This window comes from Mesorhizobium robiniae, assembly GCF_040545535.1.
GTDB lineage: Bacteria > Pseudomonadota > Alphaproteobacteria > Rhizobiales > Rhizobiaceae > Mesorhizobium > Mesorhizobium robiniae.
Genome location: NZ_JBEPMC010000011.1, coordinates 21,120 through 39,334 on the forward strand (window position 1 = coordinate 21,120; position 18,215 = coordinate 39,334).

Here is an 18,215-nt window from a genome sequence, read left to right on the forward strand (position 1 = left end):
GGATGCTGCTGGTTTTCGGCCGCTTGGCTGGAAGCACAGACGCTTGGCCAATTTTGCGCCGCCTCCACATCATTGCGAGAATTGCCGCATGTCGTCCCACAACGATCACCAGAAGGGCCTTCTTATCACCGCCATCGGCGGGCTGACCCTGACCATCGACATCCCACTGATCCGCCTCGCCGACGGCGGCGCATGGACGATCCTCCTGCTGCGCACCGGCACTACCTTGGTCGCGGCGCTGATCATCTGGGCAGTCTGGCGCTCGCTGAGCCGGAACGCGCCGCAGCTCATCCCCGGCTGGTCGGGGCTCATTGTCGCCATATGCTACGGACTGACTTCGGTCACCTTCGTCACCAGCATCTATTACACCACGACCGCCAATCTGGTCTTCATCCTGGCCTTCAACACCGTGTTCGCGGCACTGCTGTCCTGGGTGTTCCTGAAGGAACGGCCGCGACTGGTCACCGTGGCCGCGATGCTGGTCATGATCCTCGGCGTTGCGATCATCGTCGGCGATTCGATCGGCACCGGGCACCTGTTTGGCGATCTGATGGCGCTGTGCTCGGCTTTCTTCATCGCTCTGGCTATTACCATCTCGCGCGCCAGCGGCAAGGACATGGGGTTCACATCGCTGATCGGCGTCGTCCTGCCCCTGGCCGTCGCGGTGTTCATGGTCTCAGGCGAAGGCCTTCAGGTGAACGCGCCGTGGTGGATCATCTTCAACGGCGCCGTCATCATGCCGATCTCGTTCTTCTGTCTCGCCAATGGACCGAAATATATTTCGGGACCGGAAGTGGCGATGTTCTATCTGCTCGAAACCATACTGGCGCCGGTCTGGATGTGGATGATCTTTGCCGAAACGCCGTCACGCAACAGCCTGATCGGCGGCGCGATCCTCACCGTCACGCTGGTCGCCCATTCGCTATGGCAGCTGCATAAGGGGCGCAAGCGCCGCGCCACCCTTGCGGTCAGTCACCCGGCCTGACTCTTCCTCGCGGCAGGGTGCTCAGCGACGATGTCGATCTGCGCCGGAGCACCTTCCATGTCCGCCGGTGCTGCTGGAGCAAGCTCGTCGGCCAACTCCACCTCGCGCAGCCATTCGCGCCAGATCGCGACCAGCAATGCCATCAGCACCGGGCCGATGAACAGGCCGAGAAAGCCCATCGTCTTGACGCCGCCGATCAGGCCGAAGAAGGTCGGCAGGAACGGCAGCTTTATCGGACCGCCGACCAGTTTCGGGCGCAATGTCTTGTCAACGATGAAGAGCTCCACCGAGCCCCAGATGAACAGCGCCAGCCCCGCCATCAGCGAGCCACTGGCGGCGAGATAGATCGAGACGAGCGTGAACGACAGCGGGGCGCCGCCGGGGATCAGCGCCATGATGCCGGTCAGCGCGCCGAGCGTCACCGGCGACGGCACGCCGGCCAGCCAGTAGGCGACGCCCAGCACCACCCCCTCGCCGATGGCGATAATGGTCATGCCGGTCACCGTCGAGGAAATCGTTGCCGGCACGACGCGTGAAATCCGCTCCCACCTTGCCGGCAGGATGCGCTCGCCGAGACGGTCGACCTGTCCGGCGAAATGCTCGCCGTCGCGATAGGCAAAGAACAGCGCTATCATCATGAACAGCAGCGCCAGCAGAAGGCCGAAGGCGCTGCCGCCGGCGGCCAGCACGCCGCGATAAATGCTGCCGATGTTGGCGCCACTGATCAGCTGGATCAGTTCGCCGATGCCACCGGGATGGCCGAGGTTGCGCGTCCACTGCTCGTTCAGCCACTCGCCCACCACGGGCAGCGTGGCGATCCAGTGCGGCGTTACCGCGCCTTCGCGGTTGGTCTCGATCGCCCAGCCGACCCATTCGCGGACTTCGTTGGTGGCGTAGGCGCCGGCGAAAGCGATCGGCACCACCAGGAACGTAAGGATGAACAGGATCGCCAACGTCGCTGCGATGGTGCGGTTGCCGCCAACGGCAGCGAGCAACCGCCGATAGAGCGGCCAGCTGGCAAAGGCGATGACGAGCGCGGCCAGCACGGGAACCAGAAAACCATGAAAGAAATATACGCCTGCGGCGACGATCAGCACCAAAAGCCAGCGCGCCGCCGACAACGGCGGAATGACGGCGGATCTGAGCGGCGTCGACAAGCCAAACAGGCGTTGCTGCCTTTCCGGTTTGTGAATCCCAGCTTCCTTCAAATGCCCATTTCTCCCAAACGGCTTATGTAGCGATACTTATGCACTGATATAGTGCAGCAATCGTGACGATAGTCCAAATGTCTAGGTATCTCCCTCCTTGAGGGGGAGATGGCCGGCAGGCCAGAGGGGGTAGCCGCGCGTGAAGCGCCGGCGTCCTCAGTCCACAATAAAAGGTCGAAGAGGTCGCGTCAGGTCGTGCCGACCCCTCTGTCGCCTTCGGCGACATCTCCCCCTCGAGGGCGGAGATTAGCGGCTACCCGAATTTCCCGGTCCTCGGGAATCCCTTCGGCACCATGCGGCCGGCCGAGGCTCGGGCGCCGGTCCATTCGATCAGCTCTTCACGCGACTTGACGAAGGTGCGGTCGGCCGAATCCTGCCAGGAGAGACCGCTTTCGAGCGTGAAGGTCTTGAGGTCGAGGACGCCGCCATCCTTGTATTTCTGCAGGCGAACCCCTTTGCCGCGACCCATCTCAGGGATCTCGACAAGCGGGAAGACCAGCATCTTGCGATTCTCGCCGACGATGGCGAGATGATCGCCGGCGACCGGCACGCAGCGCTGAGCCTCGTCCGGTGCCTTGACGTTCATCACCTGCTTGCCCTTGCGGGTGTTGGCGACGACCTCTTCTTCCGGCACGATGAACCCATTGGCGTCATGCGACACCAAGAGCAGCTTGCGCTTGGGATCGTGGACAAAGGCGGTGACGATGTCCTGGTCGTTGTCCATGTCGACAATGATGCGGATCGGTTCGCCATGGCCTCGCCCGCCGGGCAGCCGGTCGGCGCCGATCGTGTAGAACTTGCCGCCGGTGGTGAAGACCAGGACCTTGTCGGTGGTCTGGGCGTGGAAGGCGAGCTTGAGGCTGTCACCCTCCTTGAAAGTCAGCAACGAATGATCGGTCAGGTGACCTTTCATCGCCCTGAGCCAGCCCTTTTCCGAAACGACCACGGTGACCGGCTCGCGCTCGATCATGGCATGGGCAATGTCGGTCAGGTCATGTTCGGGCGCGTCGGCGAACTGGGTCCGGCGCTTGCCTAGTTCGGTTTCCGGTCCGAATTTCTCGCGGATGCTGGAGACTTCCCACTTGATCGTCGACCATTGTTTGGCATCGGACGCAAGCAGCGCCTCGATCTGCTTTTTCTCGGTGGTGAGGCCGTCGAATTCCTTGCGGATCTCGAATTCCTCAAGCTTGCGCAGGGCCCTGAGCCGCATGTTGAGGATGGCTTCGGCCTGGTTGTCGGTGAGCGACCAGCGCGCCATCATCACTTGCTTGGGCTCGTCCTCCTCGCGGATGATCCTGATCACCTCGTCGATGTTGAGATAGGCGATCAGATAGCCGGCGAGGATCTCCAGCCGCCTTTCGATCTCGCCGAGCCGATGCTTCGAGCGGCGGATGAGCACCTCGCGGCGGTGCTCCAGCCATTCCTTGAGCACGCCTTTCAGCGACAGCACGTTGGGTATCTTGCCGCGCGACAGGACGTTCATGTTGAGCGGAAAGCGGCTTTCGAGCTCGGTCAGCTTGAACAGCGATTCCATCAGGATGCCGGGGTCGACCGAACGGCTCTTCGGCACCAGCACGACGCGAACGTCTTCGGCACTCTCGTCGCGGATGTCCTCAAGCAGCGGCAATTTGCGCGCCATCAGAAGCTCGGCGATCTTTTCGATCAACCGCGCCTTCTGGACGCCGTAGGGGATCTCGGTGACCACAATGCTCCAGGTGCCCCTGCCCTGGTCCTCCTGGCTCCATTTCGCCCTGACGCGGAAACCGCCGCGGCCTGTTTCGTAGGCTTCGAGGATCGAGGCGCGGCTGTCGACAATGATGCCGCCGGTCGGGAAGTCGGGACCCTGGACAAAGTCCATCAGCTTGGCCACCGGCGCGTCCGGATGCTCGATCAGGTGCAGCGCGGCGTCGCAAAGCTCGGCGGCATTGTGCGGTGGGATCGAAGTCGCCATGCCGACGGCAATGCCGGACGAGCCGTTGGCGAGCAGGTTCGGGAAGGCGCCGGGCAGCACCACCGGCTCCTCGTCCTCCTCATTGTAGGTCGGCCGGTAGTCGACCGCATCTTCGGTGATGCCGGACAGCAGTTCGGTCGCCACATCGGTCATGCGCGCTTCGGTGTAACGCATGGCGGCAGCGTTATCGCCGTCGATATTGCCGAAATTGCCCTGGCCGTCGACCAGGGGGTAGCGCATCGAAAAATCCTGCGCCAGCCGCACCAGCGCATCGTAGATCGACTGGTCGCCATGCGGATGGAACTTGCCCATCACCTCGCCGACGATGCGGGCGCATTTGGCGAAGCCCTGGTCGGGGTTCAGTCTCAGCAGCCGCATGGCATGCATGATGCGGCGATGGACCGGCTTCAGCCCGTCGCGCACGTCCGGCAGCGCCCGGTGCATGATGGTCGACAGCGCATAGGCGAGATAGCGCTCTTCCAGCGCTTTCTTCAGATCGACCGGCTCGATGTTGTCGCCGCCACCATCTCCAGGCGGCAAAAGCCTTTTTCCCATGGGCTGGAACTAGCCGAGCGGATGATTCGCGGCAAGAGGCGCTTGAATGCGAGGCGCCTCCTGCAACACGAACTGGACGTACTGCAGCATCGGCCAACATCAATCGGTTACATCCCGCTTCTATGGCAAGCGCGACAGATCGGGGCCGCAATGGATGGGATTTGCCTTTCGCTCTGGTTTTCGACCATTGTGCGGGAGAACGCCTTTTTCCCGTCCAGTTCGTCACGGAAGGGTGACGGCGCAAAGAATTGACAATAATCTTCAGGACACGCTCAGGGAACCGCGATGACGATCAGACGCTCGACACTCAACAAGCTCGCTTTTTCGACCTTCCTGCTGACGCTGCCGCTGAACGCGGCGTTCGCGCAGGATGCTGCGGTCGCCGACCGGCTGAAGGCGGCTCTCGCCGCCCAGGGCGTCGACATCTCATGGACCGGGGTGACGGGCGATGCCTCCAGCATGGTGCTGCAAGGCGTCGCGCTCAAACCGGCGGCCGAAAAGGAAGCGCTCAAGCTCGGCGACGTCACACTCGAAGGGGTGACCGAAGCCAATGGCGGTTATGAAATCGAAACGGTCTCGACTGCGGCGTTCCAGCACAGCGAGGACGGCGTCACGCTCAACCTCAGCCCCTTCATCATTCACGACATGACGGTTCCGGCCGACGGCGCCACAGGGCCGCTGGGTTCGCTGATGATGTACAAATCGGCAGAGCTCGACAAGATGACGGTCAAGGTTGCCGACAAGACCGCCTTCTCGATGGACGGGCTTGCCATCGAAATCACGCCGCCAGCCGACGGCAAGGCAATGGCGTTTTCCGGCACCACGGAAAAGTTCAATGCCGACCTGACACTGATCGAGGATCCCAAGTCCAAGGACGCGATCAACGCGCTCGGTTACCAAAACATATCAGGGAACCTTGAAATGGCGGGCACCTGGCAGCCTGCGGACGGCAAGATGGAGCTATCGAAATACGACATCTCCGTCGACAATGCCGGAACGCTCGGTATGACCTTCGGTCTCGGCGGCTACACGCTTGACGTCATGAAGTCGCTGCAGGAGATGCAGAAGAAGTTGGCGGCCCAGCCCGAAGGGGCCGACAATTCGGCGCAAGGCATGGCCATGCTCGGCGTCCTGCAGCAGCTTTCCTTCAACAGCGCTTCGATCCGCTTCGAAGACGATTCGCTGACCAACAAGGTGCTGGACTATGTCGGCAAGCAGCAAGGCATGTCCGGCAAGGATATCGCCAACCAGGCCAAGGCGATCGTGCCCTTCGGCATGGCGCAGCTCAACAATCCCGAATTGACGGCGCAGGTATCGGCTGCGGTCGGCAAATTTCTCGACGATCCAAAGAGCCTCGAGATCTTGGCCAAGCCGCCGGCAGCGGTGCCGTTCGCGCTGATCATGGCGGGCGCCATGTCCAACCCGGTGGACCTGACGAAGACGCTTGGCGTGACAGTCAAGGCGAACGAGGACTGAGCGGAGTTAGTTCCCTTCTCCCCGTCACTATACGGGGAGAAGGTGCCGGCAGGCGGATGAGGGGCAGCGCCGACGCCTGCAAATTGCATTTCAATGCCCGAACCGATTGCCTGTCAGAAGGCGTCAGTTGCTAGGGCCGTTCGCCAATCGCCTGCATCCGCGCTGCCCCTCATTGTCCTGCCGGACATTTCTCCCCGTATAGAGATGGGGAGAAAGGGCCGTTGCAACGCTGCCGTCAGTCTTTCTTGGTCACCACGACGCGCAGCGACAATTCGCGAAGCTGTTGCGGGCTGGCTTCCGACGGCGCGCTCATCAACAGATCATAGGCCTGCTGGTTCATCGGGAACATCGTCACCTCGCGCAGGTTTTTGGCGCCGACCAGCAGCATGACGACGCGGTCGATGCCGGCCGCCATGCCGCCATGCGGCGGCGCGCCATACTGGAAAGCCCGGTAGAGGCCACCGAAGCGCTCCTCGACCGTTTCGCGATCCAGCCCGACAGTCTCAAATGCCTTGACCATGGTCTCGGGCAAATGGTTGCGGATGCCGCCGGAAGCGATCTCGAAGCCGTTGCAGACCATGTCGTACTGGAATGCCTTGATGCCGAGCAGATCATCGCCCTTGAGCGCCTCGATGCCGCCTTGCGGCATCGAAAACGGGTTGTGGGCGAAATCGATCTTCTTCTCGTCCTCGTTCCATTCGAAGAAGGGGAAGTCGACGATCCAGCACAGTTCGAAGCGCTCGCGGTCGACAAGGTTCAGCTCCTCGCCGGCGCGGGTGCGTGCCGCACCCGCGAAGGACACGAATTTCTTCGGGTCGCCGGCGACGAAGAAGGCAGCATCGCCATCGACAAGACCGAGTTGCAGACGGATCGCTTCGGTGCGCTCCTCGCCAATGTTCTTGGCCAGCGGCCCCGCCCCTTCGAGCTTCTCGCCTTCCTTGCGCCAGAAGATGTAGCCGAGACCGGGCTGGCCCTCGCCTTGCGCCCAGGAATTCATACGGTCGCAGAAAGCACGGCTGCCGCCGGTTTTTGCCGGAATGGCCCAGACCTCAGCCTTCGGGTCGTTGGCAAGAATGTTGGCGAACACCTTGAAGCCCGAATCGCGGAAATGATCGGAGACGGCCTGCATCTCGATCGGGTTGCGCAGGTCCGGCTTGTCGGTGCCGTATTTGCGCATGGCGACGTCGTAGGCGATGCGCGGAAATTCCTGCGTCACCGGTTTGCCGTTGGCGAACGTCTCGAACACCCCGCGCATGACCGGTTCCATCGTCGACAGGACATCGTCCTGCTCGACGAAGCTCATTTCCAGGTCGAGCTGATAGAACTCGCCCGGCAGACGGTCGGCGCGCGGGTCCTCGTCGCGGAAGCAGGGCGCGATCTGGAAGTAACGATCGAAGCCCGACACCATGATCAGCTGCTTGTATTGCTGCGGCGCCTGCGGCAGCGCGTAGAAGGTGCCGGGATGGATACGCGACGGCACCAGGAAGTCGCGTGCGCCCTCAGGCGACGAGGCGGTCAGGATCGGCGTCGAGAATTCGGTGAAGCCGACCTCGCCCATGCGCTTGCGCATCTCGGCGATGATTTTCGTGCGTGCCACGATGTTCTTGTGCAGCGTGTCGCGGCGCAGATCGAGGAAGCGGTATTTGAGGCGGATATCCTCGGGATAATCCGGTTCGCCAAACACCGGCAGCGGCAGTTCCTTGGCCACCGACAGCACTTCGATCTCGCGTGCGAAAACCTCGATCTCGCCGGTCGGCAAATTGGCGTTGGCGGTCTCAGCCAAGCGCGCCTTGACCTCGCCGTCGACGCGGATGACCCATTCGCCGCGCACCGTCTCGGCAACCTTGAAGGCCGGCGAATCCGGATCGGCGACGATCTGTGTCAAGCCATAGTGGTCGCGCAAATCGATAAAGAGCAGGCCGCCATGGTCGCGAACGCGATGAACCCAGCCCGACAGGCGAACCGAAGAGCCGACGTCGCTCTTCCTCAATTGGGCACAGGTATGGCTGCGGTAACGATGCATTGTCATTGGTAAGTCCGGATGTTGATTGCGGCCAAGGCATGATGGCCTGGCCCGAAAATTTGCGCGAAAAGCACATGAGAGGCCGCCTTTGTCAAGGCGGACGGCGCTAGGGCAGGCATCTCTGGTTGGACTTCGGCTTTCGAGCGAGGCTGCATGAAAAGTCCACGTAACAGCCAAAGCGTAGCATTTCTTCTGCTTTGTTCGTGATTAGCGTGGTCAAGCCGTGTACAGTGACAGCCGTCACATTGATGGGAGGACTACCATGCGCATTCGCACATTGACTGTCCTGATGACGCTGCTTGTCGGCACCTGCACATTTGCCCACGCCCAGCAGACAAAGCCGGCATCAATCGAGGTATTTCCTTTCGAATTGGAGGACAAGAGCGCTGGGGCGGGGATAATTCCTCCTGACGAACACGATAAGCGCTATCTGTCCGAGTCGGCACAGATGGCGAAGGACATGCTCTCCAAGTCCGGGCGTTTCACAATCGTCGATGTGCCAGCGAAGGGCGAGCAGCCGGGTGCGCCGCACGGATTGCGCAACTGCGGAGGCTGTGAAGGCAAAATTGCCAAGGAGCACGGCGCGTCTCTTGCCTTGCTCGGCGTCGTAACGCGCGTCAATCGAACAGAGCACACCATGTTCATTCGCATTCTTGACGCCGAAACCGGGAAACCTGTTTTGCAAGGCTTTACCGATCTTCGCATGGGTCCGAACTACGCGTGGCCCCGCTCGGTGAAATGGCTGATGACAAACAGAATTCTGCGGTAGGGGACATCCACCCAGTGCGCCCTCGGGAGTGCGAAAGACCGCTCCCAAGCCAAAACTCAAGCTGAGAAACTGATTGCCGGTGCTGGCCCGCTAATCGCCGGGAATTGCCGCTGGCATTGGCGCGGACGATGGTTCAAGAAGGATCAACGACAGGCCTTCCTTCATGTCATCCATGCGCCCGCTGATCCCGCTTCTTATTGCCGCCGGCATCCTGCTCGGCGGCAATGGGTTACAAAGCACCTTGATCGCACTGCGCGGCGCCCAGGAAGGGTTTTCGGCCTCGACCATCGGCCTGATGGGCACGTTCTATTTCGCCGGCTTCCTGCTCGGCTGCCTCGCCGTCACCCGTATCATGAAGGCGGTCGGCCACGTGCGCGCCTTTTCCGCGCTGGCGGCGATCGCTTCGGCGGGAACATTGCTTCTGGTGCTGGTCGTCGATCCGGTCATGTGGTGCGCGGTGCGCTTTGCCGGCGGATTCTGCTTCGCCGGCCTGTTCACGATCATGGAAGCCTGGCTCAATTCCGGGGTCGCCAACAAGGACCGCGCACGGGTGCTGGCCATCTACCGGATGGTCGACATCGGTTCGGTCACAGGCGCACAGTTCCTGATCCCGATCTTCGGCGCCGGCGGTTTCGCGATCTTCGCCATCATGTCGATCATGATCACGCTCTCGCTGGTGCCGGTGTCGCTCGGCGACCGCTCCAACCCGACCCCACCGGAAGACGTCAAGCTCGACCTGGCCCGCGTCTGGCGGATTTCGCCGCTCGGCTGCTTCGGCTGCATCGCCGTCGGCGTCACCAACAGCGCCTTCCGCACATTGTCGCCGGTCTATGCCGAACAGATCGGCATGTCGGTCACCGACGTCGTCACCTTCGTCAGCGTCGGCATCTTCGGCGGCGCCATCATCCAGTATCCGCTCGGCTACCTATCCGACCGCTGGGACCGGCGTTACGTGCTGCTGATAACGACGTGCTGCGCGCTGCTTGCGTCGCTGGCACTGGTGTTCTGGGTGCGCAGCGACCCTACCCTTAACTTCGTGACGGTCTTCATTTTCGGCTGCTTTGCCATGCCGCTCTACTCGCTGTCGGCGGCGCACTCCAACGACCGTGCCGACAAGGGCGAGTTCGTGCTGATCAACGCGGCGCTGATGCTGTTCTATTCCTTCGGCGCTATTGGCGGGCCGTTCGCCGCCTCGACGGCGATGCAGTATTTCGGGCCAAGCGCGCTGTTCGTGTTCACCGCCATCGTCTACGCCATTTTTGTCGTCGTCATCGTGTACCGGATGCAGGCGCGATCCGGCGTTCCGGCGGGCAAACGCAGCCGTTTCATCGGCCTGTTGCGCACATCGACGGTTTTCGCCCGGCTGGCCAAACGCAACGACGATTCCGACGGGCCCGGAAAGCACCGATGACGGCCCCATATGCCTTGAACCCGGGGCTGCGGCTTGACGAAAGCCCGCGCGGCTGAAATTGAAGGAGACCTTACCCTTTGCCAAAAGCGATTTGATGCACGTCATCACCACCCAAGAAGAACTCGAGACCGCTGTTGCCGCGTTCGAAAAGTCGGATTTCGTCACCGTCGACACCGAGTTCATTCGCGAGACGACCTTTTGGCCGATCCTCTGCTTGATCCAGATGGCTTCGCCTGGCGTGACGGCGCTGATCGATCCGCTGTCACCCGATATCGACCTGAAGCCGTTCTTCAGGCTGATGGCCAACGAGGCCGTCGTCAAAGTCTTCCATGCGGCGCGCCAGGACATCGAAATCATCGTTCATCTCGGCGATCTGGTTCCGCATCCGGTGTTCGACACCCAGGTGGCGGCGATGGTTTGCGGCTTCGGCGACAGCGTCTCCTATGACCAGCTCGTCCAGAAGATCACCGGCGCTCGGCTCGACAAGTCCTCGCGTTTCACCGACTGGCGTCATCGGCCGCTTTCCGACAAGCAGCTCGACTACGCGCTTGCCGATGTCACCCACCTGATCGAGGTCTACCAGCACCTCAGCGCCGAGCTGGTGCGGGAAAACCGCGCCCACTGGCTGAACGAGGAGATGGAGGTGCTGACCGCGCGCGAAACCTACGATCCGCATCCGGAGGACGCCTGGAAGCGGCTGAAGATGCGGCTGCGCAAGCCGCAGGAGCTGGCGATCGTGCAAGCGGTTGCGGCATGGCGCGAGCGCGAGGCGCGCGAACGCGACGTGCCGCGCGGCCGGGTGCTCAAGGACGACGCCATCTACGAGATAGCCCAGCAGGCGCCGCGCGATGCGGCAGCACTCGGCAAGCTGCGCACCACGCCGAAAGGCTGGGAGCGTTCAGTGACGGCAACGGCGCTGCTCGGCGCCGTCAACACAGCGCTTGCCTTGCCGAGGGAGAGCATGCCGAAGCTGCCGAAAAGCTTTCAGCCGCCCGAAGGCTCCAATGCCGCCGCGGAACTGCTGAAAGTGCTGTTGCGGATCGTCGCTGAAAAGGAGGGCGTCGCTTCGAAAGTGCTGGCCTCGAGCGACGACATCGACCGCATCGCCGCCGAGGGCGAGGACGCCGACGTGCCGGCCCTGCAAGGCTGGCGACGCGCCGTGTTCGGCGAGGCCGCCCTCAAACTGGTGCGCGGCGAGATCGCGATCAAGTTCGACAAGCGCAAGATCGCAGTGTTCGATTTGTAGGCTTCAGCCTGTTTGGCTCTAAGCTCGGCGCTGTTTCTGCCCCGCCAGAAGAAAAACCGCGATGACGATCACCGGTATCGCCAGGAGCGCGAATTTGGTGACGATCAGCGCCGAGGCTAAGGACAGCGAATCCGGATTGGCCGACAGGAAATCCGAGAGCAGGCGGGCGACCGCGAAGTTCTGCGCATAATCAGCAAGCGTATAGGGCAGCACCAGGACAAGCGCGAACAGCGACTGGAGCTGCGCGGGCAGCGCCCGAAAATTCTTCAGCCGCCGTCCCGTGGCCAGGATCAGGCTGACCAATGTCAGCGACAGCAGCGCCGGGAACAAGAGGTCGAAGGTCAGATAGTGCCAGACCAGAATGATCTCGCTGCCGCGCCGGCCGAGCGCCGTCAGCCAAGCCATGCCCTCATCCGGGGTGAAACCGGTCCAGCGCATATCGAGCGACGGCAGGCCACCACTCAACTGGCGGAAATAGAGGAACTCCATCGCCGTCATGGCGATGAAAACCGCCACGCAGGCAAAACAAAGTGCTGCAGCGTGGCGCGACAGCCGAAGCATCATTGCCGCCAGGCTTCGCGCAAGCTGGTCAGGCTCCGCCGGGGTAATTCGGGCTTTCGCGGGTGATCGTGACGTCATGGGCGTGGCTTTCACGAAGTCCGGCGTTGGATATGCGTACAAAGGTGGCGCGGTCGCGGAAATCGGCAAGGTCGCGACCGCCGACATAACCCATAGCGGCTTTCAGGCCGCCCGCAAGCTGGTGCAGTACGCCGGATACGGGTCCTTTGTAGGGCACCTGCCCTTCAATGCCTTCCGGCACAAGTTTCAGCGTGTCACGCACCTCGGCCTGGAAGTATCGATCGGCTGAGCCGCGAGCCATGGCGCCGACCGAGCCCATGCCGCGATAGGCTTTGAACGAGCGGCCCTGGTGCAGGTAGACTTCGCCCGGGCTCTCGTCGGTGCCGGCCAGCAGCGAACCGATCATGGCGGCACTGGCGCCGGCGGCAAGCGCCTTGGCGAGATCGCCGGAATATTTGATGCCGCCATCGGCAATGACCGAGACGCCCGATTTCTGCGCCGTCTCGACCGCCGACATGATTGCCGAAAGCTGCGGCACGCCGACGCCGGCGACGATGCGGGTGGTGCAGATGGAACCCGGCCCGATGCCGACCTTGACCGCATCGGCACCGGCATCGATCAGCGCCAGCGTGCCTTCTGACGTGGCGACGTTGCCGGCCAGGATGCGGACCGAATTGGAGAGCTTCTTGGCCCGCGTCACCGCATCCAGAACACGTTGCGAGTGGCCGTGTGCGGTGTCGATCACCAGAAGGTCGACGCCGGCGTCGATGAGGCGCTCGGCGCGCTCGAAACCGTCATCGCCGACGCTGGTGGCCGCCGCCGCGCGCAAGCGCCCCTGCACGTCCTTGGTGGCGTGCGGGTTGAGCTGCGACTTCTCGATGTCCTTGACGGTGATCAGCCCGACGCAATTGCCGTCGCTATCGACCACGACCAGCTTTTCGATGCGGTGCTGGTGCAGGAGCCGCTTGGCTTCGTCCTGATCGACGTTCTCCTTGACCGTGATCAGGTTCTCACGGGTCATCAGCTCGTAGACCTTTTGCCCCGGATCGGAGGCGAAGCGCACGTCGCGATTGGTCAGGATGCCGACCAGCCGGCCGACCGTATGCCCGCCGGCGCCGCCATTCTCGACCACGGGAATCCCCGAGATGCTGTAGGTGCGCATCAGGCCCAAAGCGTCGGCGAGCGTCGCATCGGGGCCGATGGTGACGGGGTTGACCACCATGCCGGATTCGAATTTCTTCACTTGCCGCACCTGTTCGGCCTGTTCGGCCGGCGAGAAATTGCGGTGGATGACGCCGATGCCGCCGGCCTGGGCCATGGCGATGGCGAGGCGCGCCTCGGTGACGGTGTCCATGGCGGCGGAGAGGATCGGCACGTTGAGGTCGATGTCGCCGGCGATGCGGGTGCGGATATCGGTTTCGCCGGGCATGACCTCGGAATGACCCGGCTGCAGCAGCACGTCGTCAAAGGTCAGCGCCAACGCGCCCGTGGACGTTTCGATAATTTTTGCCATGGCCAGCCCTCGGAATGCATGAAAAGCGCTGGACCGGATGGACAGCGCCGACTCGTCTTCTTCCCTTTCAGGATTGGCGCTGGCTCGTAACACGTCCCGTCGCCGATGAAAAGCCGATTGGTTGTGCATGGCAGGATAGGCAGGGCGACGAGAGCGGTGCCGACGTTGAGAATTGCAGGGGCGCCAGCTTTTGCTGAAGTGATTAGCACATCTGGCCTTGCTTTGTGACGGCACTTATGCTAGGAATTTATTCATGGTGCTGATTTGCGCCATCGACCCGCCGCCGAGGCGGGTTTTTATTTGGTCGGCATTCTCCGCAGGGCTCCGAACCGGCACGTCTGCCAAGCGTCGCGCAAATGTGACGGCAAATTAAGGCGACATCCGACCTGACCCGTGGTAACCGCCCTGCGTGTCGGCTTGCCCCTTTGCCCCCGAGGGACTGGCAAGCAAACTGCGGCGAACATTCAAATCCGGACGGGCTCCATGAACCGCACCATTCCGCTTATCCTGGCGGTCGCCCTTTTTATGGAGAACATGGATTCGACCGTCATCGCGACCTCGCTGCCGGCGATCGCCATCGACCTGCAGACCAGCCCGGTCGCACTCAAGCTGGCGCTGACCGCATATCTGGTGTCGCTGGCGGTGTTCATTCCGATCAGCGGCTGGATGGCCGACCGCTTTGGCGCCAAGAACGTGTTTCGCGCGGCGATCGCCGTGTTCATCGTCGGCTCGGTTGCTTGCGCCGTGTCCAATTCGCTGACGGATTTCGTGATGTCGCGCTTCCTGCAAGGCATTGGCGGCGCCATGATGACGCCCGTGGGACGCCTTGTGCTGGTGCGCGCCACGCCGAAAAGCGAGCTCGTCGCGGCGATGTCCTGGCTGAGCATTCCGGCGCTGGTCGGGCCGCTCGTCGGCCCGCCGGTCGGCGGTTTCATCACCACCTATTTCACCTGGCACTGGATCTTCCTGATCAATGTGCCGATCGGGCTGATCGGCATCTGGCTGGCCACGCGTTTCCTGCCGGAAACCGAAGCGGCGCAAACGCCGCCGCTCGACTTCATCGGCTTCGTGCTGAGCGGGCTGGCGGCATCGGGCATCGTGTTCGGCCTGTCGGTGGTCAGCCTGCCCGCCTTGCCGCCGATTGCCGGCTTCCTTACCGTGGCGGTCGGGCTGGTGTCGGCCGTGCTTTACCTTCTGCATGCGCGCCGCGCCAGGAACCCGCTGCTAGCGCTCGAGCTGTTTCGCAACCAGGTGTTCCGCGCCTCGGTCCTCGGCGGCGGACTGTTTCGCATCGGCATCGGCGCCGTGCCGTTCCTTTTGCCGCTGATGTTCCAGATCGGCTTCGGGCTGACGCCGTTCCAATCGGGAATGATCACCTTCGTGGCGGCGATCGGCGCCATCGGCATGAAATTTGTCACGGCGCTGATCTTCAGGGTCGCCGGGTTCCGCCGCGTGCTGATCTTCGGCTCGCTGATCGCGGCGGCGACGATCGCCATCAACGGGCTGTTCACGCCGGAGACACCCTATCTGCTGATCCTCACCGCCCTGCTCGTCGGCGGCTTCATCCGCTCGATGTTCTTCACCGGCATCAACGCGCTCGCCTATGCCGAGATCTCGACCGCCGACACCAGCAGGGCAACACCGATCGCCGCGGTCTTCCAGCAATTGTCGATCGCGCTCGGCGTGGCGCTGGCCGGCGGCATCCTGGAAGTGTCGACGACAATCCATGGCGGGCCGCTGACGCTGAGCGACTTCCACATCGCGTTCTTCATCGTCGCGGCCGTATCGGCGGCCGCATCGCTGTCGTTCATGCGGCTGGCGCCGGACGCCGGCAACGCCGTGTCGGGATATGGCGGGCTGACCGCGCCCAAGGCGCTGGAGGTAGGCCCACCGGGGAGTTGAGGAGGTGGCGGGACAGAACCTTTTGGTCAAGGCGGGACAGCGCCCCCCTCTGTCCTGCCGGACATCTCCCCCACATGGGGGAGATCGGCCGTCACCCCGGCTTTCGCCAATCGCCAAAGTTGAAGAAGAAGGTGCGACCGATGAGCCTGCCAATCTCCCCCCTCGTGGGGGAGATGTCCGGCGGGACAGAGGGGGGCGCGAAGGATCGCTACGGGGCGGTTTTACGCTGCGCCGCTTCCGCCCTTAAAATCCTTCGCCAGCAAATAAAGCTCCACTGACTCATCGCGCGAGGCCGGCGGCTTGACGTGATGGACTGAGCGGAAATTCTGCTTGAGCCTCGAGAGCAGCTCGTTTTCGGCGCCGCCCTGAAAAGTCTTGGCGAGGAAATGGCCGCCCGGCTTGAGCACCGACAGGGCGAAGTCGGCCGCCACCTCGCACAGATGCATGGTGCGGATGTGGTCGGTCCGCTTGTGACCGGTGGTCGGCGCCGCCATGTCGGATAAAACGATGTCCGGTTGGCCACCCAGCGTTTCGGCGAGCTTTTCCGGCGCCTGCGGATCGAGAAAATCCATCAACAGCACCGGCGCGCCCGGGACCGCATCCATTTCGAGATAGTCGATGCCGACGACATGCGGATGTTCGGCCGTCGACTTCGTGCGCGCGGCGGCGACCTGGCACCAGCCGCCGGGCGCCGCGCCAAGGTCGATGACCTTCATGCCGGGCTTGAGCAGATGGTGCTTGTCGTCGATCTCGATCAGCTTGTAGGCCGCGCGCGAGCGGTAGCCATCGGCCTTGGAGCGCTGGACGTAAGGATCGTTGATGTGGCGCTGCAGCCAGCGGCGCGACGATTCCTTCAGGCCGCTTTTCTTCTTGATCCGCGTCTTCAGCACGCGAATGCCGGCAGAGCCTGGTTTTTGCGGTTTCTTGGTCATTGCTTAATTACTTGTTTGAGCATGATCTTTTCCGAAAACCGGTTGCCACTTTTCGGGATCATGCTCTGCCACGCCCACTGTTGCGCCAGACCCCGTCGTCGGCCATCAATTCGCTCAATATGCCCTCGCGCAGGCCGCGGTCGGCGACGCGCAGCCGCTCCGACGGCCACACCGCACGGATCGCTTCCAGGATGGCGCAGCCGGCCAGCACCAGATCGGCGCGATCGGCGCCTATGCAAGGGTTGGCGACGCGCTGCTGAAAGTCCCAGCCGACCAGCTTTTCGACCATGCGGTCGACGCTGTCGCGGTCCATCCACAGCCCGTCGACCCGGCGGCGGTCGTAGCGTTCCAGATCAAGGTGAACGCCGGCCAGCGTCGTCACCGTGCCCGAGGTGCCGAGCAGGTGGAATTTCGGGCTGGCGAGCACATGGCTCAGCCGGTCGCGCCCGTCAAAGGCGTGCAGGCGCACGGCCACATCCTCGACCATGGCGGCAAAGGTCTCGCGGGTGACGGTGCGGCCGCCGAAGCGCTCGGCCAGCGAAACCACGCCGACCGGCAGCGACGTCCAGGAGACGATATGGTTGGCGAGCCTCGGCGAGCGGTGGCCGGTGAGATCGATCAGCGCGATTTCCGAGGAGCCGCCGCCGATATCGAACAGCACGACGCCTTGCGTGTCGCGGTCGACCAGCGAGCCGCAGCCCGAAACCGCCAGCCGCGCCTCGGTCTGGCGGTCGATGATCTCGAGCTTCAGCCCCGCCTCGCGCTCGACACGGTCGAGGAACTCGGCGCCGTTCGCGGCCGTGCGGCAGGCTTCGGTGGCGATCAGCCGGGCCTTCCTGATCTTGCGGCTGCGCAACTTGTCGCCGCAGATCTTCAGTGCCTCGACCGCACGGTCCATCGCCGGCTGCCCGAGCCGGCCATTGGCGGTAAGGCCCTCGCCCAGCCTGACGATGCGCGAGAAAGCGTCGATGACGCGAAACTGGCCGTGGCGCGTCGGCACTGCCACCAGCAGCCGGCAATTGTTGGTTCCGAGGTCAAGTGCGGCAAACACCGGCAGTTCCTGCGCCGGCGGGCGGCGAATGCCCTGCTCCGGCCTTGCCTGCGGGGTTGAAGGCAACACGACGATCGCTTCGGGCGGATGACTGGCTGGAGCGCCGGTGGCAACAGGCGCCGACAGTCCGGCCGCTGCGAGCTGGGCGTCATCGCGCACAAAAACCTTGCGGCCGCGCCGGCGTTTGCGCCGCTTCCTGGTCTTGGCCTTCTGCTGGCCATTCTGGTGCTGGGACGTGTCGCCTGCCTGGCCGGACCAAGCCTGCACCGGACGGCCATTCTGCCGGCTGGCGGGTGGGCTTGCCTGACCGGATGGCGGCGGCGAGGCCCTGGACACGCCCACTTCCGGCGCGCCGGCGCCGGTGTCGTGGTCTTCCACTTCAGTTCCTTCCGGCGCCGCGCGAACCGGAAACCGGACGCAGCAGGCGCTGTCAAATGTTCTAAGTTGCCGCCAGATTAGCAGCGCCGGGCCGGATCACCAAGAGCACCGGAGCCGAATTTTCCCGTCGGCATGAAGTGGCGGCAGAAGAGCCGCGCCTTCGCGGTTGAATAGCCGGCTTCAATAAGGCATTTCTGAAATGGCGTGGATGGAACGTCCGGAATTGCGGACAGTTT

General features: G+C 63.0%; 13 protein-coding genes. 6 read left to right on the plus strand and 7 right to left on the minus strand.

Annotated elements, in window-relative coordinates; genetic code table 11:
- Positions 1–88 precede the first annotated feature (88 nt).
- A complete protein-coding gene (locus ABID19_RS26095) occupies positions 89–985 on the plus strand; it encodes a DMT family transporter (RefSeq protein ID WP_354493794.1) in 897 nt (298 codons plus the stop codon).
- Here the strand turns inward: ABID19_RS26095 and ABID19_RS26100 are convergent.
- Together ABID19_RS26100 and parC are read right to left on the minus strand one after the other, a co-directional pair.
- Entirely contained in the window at positions 973–2,193 is a 1,221-nt protein-coding gene (locus ABID19_RS26100; protein WP_354493795.1) for an AI-2E family transporter, read from the minus strand. The genes ABID19_RS26095 and ABID19_RS26100 overlap by 13 nt on opposite strands.
- Before the next feature lie 253 nt (positions 2,194–2,446).
- A complete protein-coding gene (gene parC / locus ABID19_RS26105) occupies positions 2,447–4,699 on the minus strand; it encodes a DNA topoisomerase IV subunit A (protein WP_354493796.1) in 2,253 nt (750 codons plus the stop codon).
- 285 nt (positions 4,700–4,984) lie between these two features.
- On the opposite strand from parC, the gene ABID19_RS26110 reads away from it, so the two are divergent.
- Entirely contained in the window at positions 4,985–6,175 is a 1,191-nt protein-coding gene (locus ABID19_RS26110) for a hypothetical protein (protein WP_354493797.1), read from the plus strand.
- A gap of 235 nt (positions 6,176–6,410) precedes the next feature.
- Here ABID19_RS26110 and aspS read toward each other — a convergent pair whose 3' ends face one another.
- The gene (aspS, locus tag ABID19_RS26115) at positions 6,411–8,198 is read right to left on the minus strand and encodes an aspartate--tRNA ligase (RefSeq protein WP_354493967.1); all 1,788 of its coding nucleotides are present in this window, start codon (positions 8,196–8,198) and stop codon (positions 6,411–6,413) included.
- 262 nt (positions 8,199–8,460) lie between these two features.
- Here aspS and ABID19_RS26120 point away from each other — a divergent pair, with 262 nt between their 5' ends.
- The 3 genes from ABID19_RS26120 to rnd all read left to right on the plus strand — a co-directional run bounded on the left by ABID19_RS26120 (position 8,461) and on the right by rnd (position 11,624).
- Entirely contained in the window at positions 8,461–8,967 is a 507-nt protein-coding gene (locus ABID19_RS26120) for a DUF3280 domain-containing protein (protein WP_354493798.1), read from the plus strand.
- A gap of 163 nt (positions 8,968–9,130) precedes the next feature.
- Positions 9,131–10,378: an MFS transporter gene (locus tag ABID19_RS26125; RefSeq protein ID WP_354493799.1), complete on the plus strand. Its 1,248-nt coding sequence runs from the start codon at positions 9,131–9,133 to the stop codon at positions 10,376–10,378.
- 94 nt (positions 10,379–10,472) lie between these two features.
- Positions 10,473–11,624 carry a ribonuclease D gene (rnd, locus tag ABID19_RS26130; protein WP_354493800.1) on the plus strand — a complete coding sequence of 384 codons (1,152 nt, stop codon included), beginning with the start codon at positions 10,473–10,475 and terminating at the stop codon, positions 11,622–11,624.
- 18 nt (positions 11,625–11,642) lie between these two features.
- Here rnd and ABID19_RS26135 read toward each other — a convergent pair whose 3' ends face one another.
- The gene (locus ABID19_RS26135; protein WP_354493801.1) at positions 11,643–12,188 is read right to left on the minus strand and encodes a hypothetical protein; all 546 of its coding nucleotides are present in this window, start codon (positions 12,186–12,188) and stop codon (positions 11,643–11,645) included.
- Between the two features lie 25 nt (positions 12,189–12,213).
- Positions 12,214–13,716, minus strand: a complete 1,503-nt coding sequence (gene guaB, locus ABID19_RS26140) for an IMP dehydrogenase (RefSeq protein ID WP_354493802.1) — start codon at positions 13,714–13,716, stop codon at positions 12,214–12,216.
- 483 nt (positions 13,717–14,199) lie between these two features.
- Between guaB and ABID19_RS26145 the strand changes: the two genes are divergently transcribed.
- Positions 14,200–15,618 carry a DHA2 family efflux MFS transporter permease subunit gene (locus tag ABID19_RS26145; protein WP_354493803.1) on the plus strand — a complete coding sequence of 473 codons (1,419 nt, stop codon included), beginning with the start codon at positions 14,200–14,202 and terminating at the stop codon, positions 15,616–15,618.
- 221 nt (positions 15,619–15,839) lie between these two features.
- Here the strand turns inward: ABID19_RS26145 and ABID19_RS26150 are convergent, their stop codons facing one another.
- Both ABID19_RS26150 and ABID19_RS26155 read right to left on the minus strand, forming a co-directional pair.
- Positions 15,840–16,550 (minus strand): RlmE family RNA methyltransferase, encoded by a 711-nt coding sequence (locus ABID19_RS26150; protein WP_354493804.1) that lies wholly within the window; start codon positions 16,548–16,550, stop codon positions 15,840–15,842.
- A gap of 58 nt (positions 16,551–16,608) precedes the next feature.
- Positions 16,609–17,979, minus strand: coding sequence for a Ppx/GppA phosphatase family protein (locus ABID19_RS26155; protein ID WP_354493805.1), 1,371 nt, complete (start codon positions 17,977–17,979; stop codon positions 16,609–16,611).
- Positions 17,980–18,215 lie beyond the last annotated feature (236 nt).